Genomic DNA, 1,502 nt, shown 5'->3' with positions numbered 1-1,502 from the left:
CCCCCGTTACTTTGTTCGTAGCTCCTGACCCGCGAGGATGAGGAGCAAGGCAGCCAGCCGGGACCGGCATGATTGTTGCCCCCTGTCGTACCAATGATCTGGGGGGTGTTGTCACCGGCCTCCGGTCTGGCGGTGAGTGATCGCTGATAGGGGCAAGACCACAACCGCGCATATCGGGGCAGGGTCGTTCGTAACGTGGATGCCGACGCCCACCGCCATCTGACCGCCGAACACAGTACGAGCAGGACGGAGGAACACCCCCTTGAACAGCATCGAGCACTACGACGACGTCACGGTCTTCATCGGCCTCGACGTTGGCAAGAGCGAGCACCACGCGGTCGCGGTCGCCCGCGACGGGAAGAAGCTCTACGACAAGCCGCTCCCGAACACCGAAACCAAGATCGTATCGGTGCTGGATAAACTCGCTGAACATGGCCCCGCCCTGCTGGTCGTTGACCAGCCGGCAACGATCGGCGCGCTCCCGGTCGCGGTCGCCCAGGCCGCGGGCGTGCTCGTGGGATATCTGCCCGGTCTCACGATGCGCAGAGTCGCCGACCTCCACCCGGGCGAGGCGAAGACCGACGCGAGGGACGCGTTCATCATCGCGGAGACCGCACGCACGATGCCTGCAACGCTGCGCTCGATCAAGGTGGCCGACGAGCAGATCGCGGAACTGGCGATGCTCTGCGGCTTCGATGACGATCTCGCCGCGCAGATCACGCAGGTCTCGAACCGAGTCCGGGGCCTGCTCACGCAGATCCACCCCACCCTGGAACGGGTACTCGGGCCACGCCTGGATCACCCCGCGATCCTCGACCTCATCGAACGCTACCCGTCACCGGTCGACCTCCGGAGAGCTGGGCAGAAGCGCGTCGCGACCCGGCTTCTGAAGCGTGCGCCGCGCAAGGGCGGGATATGGGCGCAGGAGATCTTCGACGCTCTCGACCAGCAGACCGTGACCGTGGTCGGCACGAACGCGGCCGGGATCGTCATCCCACGCCTCGCGAAGCAACTCACCGAGCTGAGGAGACAGCGCGATGAGATCGCGGCCGAGGTCGAACGCATCGTTGAGGCGCACCCTCTTCACCCGGTCCTGACGAGCATGCCCGGAGTCGGCGTCAGGACCTGCGCCAGGCTCCTCACCGAGATCGTCGGGAAACACTTCCCGACCGCGGGGCATCTCGCCGCCTACGCAGGTCTCGCGCCTGTCACGAGGCGTTCGGGCACCTCGATCCGAGGCGAGTCGCCGTCCCGGCGCGGGAACAAGGTCTTGAAACGGGCGATGTTCCTCTCAGCGTTCGCGGCGCTTCGGGATCCCGAGTCCCGCGCCTATTACGACCGTAAGATCATGCAGGGCAAACGCCACAACCAAGCCCTGATCGCGCTCGCCCGCCGCCGCTGCGACGTGCTCTACGCGATGCTCAGAACCGGCAGCATCTACCAACCCAAAACCAGGTCAGAGACCGCTCTCGCGGCTTGACAAACCTCATAGGGGCACCCCC

At 65.8% G+C, this 1,502-nt stretch carries 1 protein-coding gene; it reads left to right on the top strand.

What is annotated here, in order from left to right; translation table 11 throughout:
• The first annotated feature begins 271 nt into the window (after positions 1-271).
• A complete protein-coding gene (locus tag ACIGCK_RS14775; protein WP_396667004.1) occupies positions 272-1,480 on the top strand; it encodes an IS110 family transposase in 1,209 nt (402 codons plus the stop codon).
• Positions 1,481-1,502 lie beyond the last annotated feature (22 nt).

Origin of the sequence: Microbacterium sp. NPDC078428, from assembly GCF_044542535.1 — a bacterium.
Classification (GTDB): Bacteria; Actinomycetota; Actinomycetes; order Actinomycetales; family Microbacteriaceae; genus Microbacterium; species Microbacterium limosum.
This window is presented reverse-complemented; position numbering and strand designations above follow the sequence as displayed.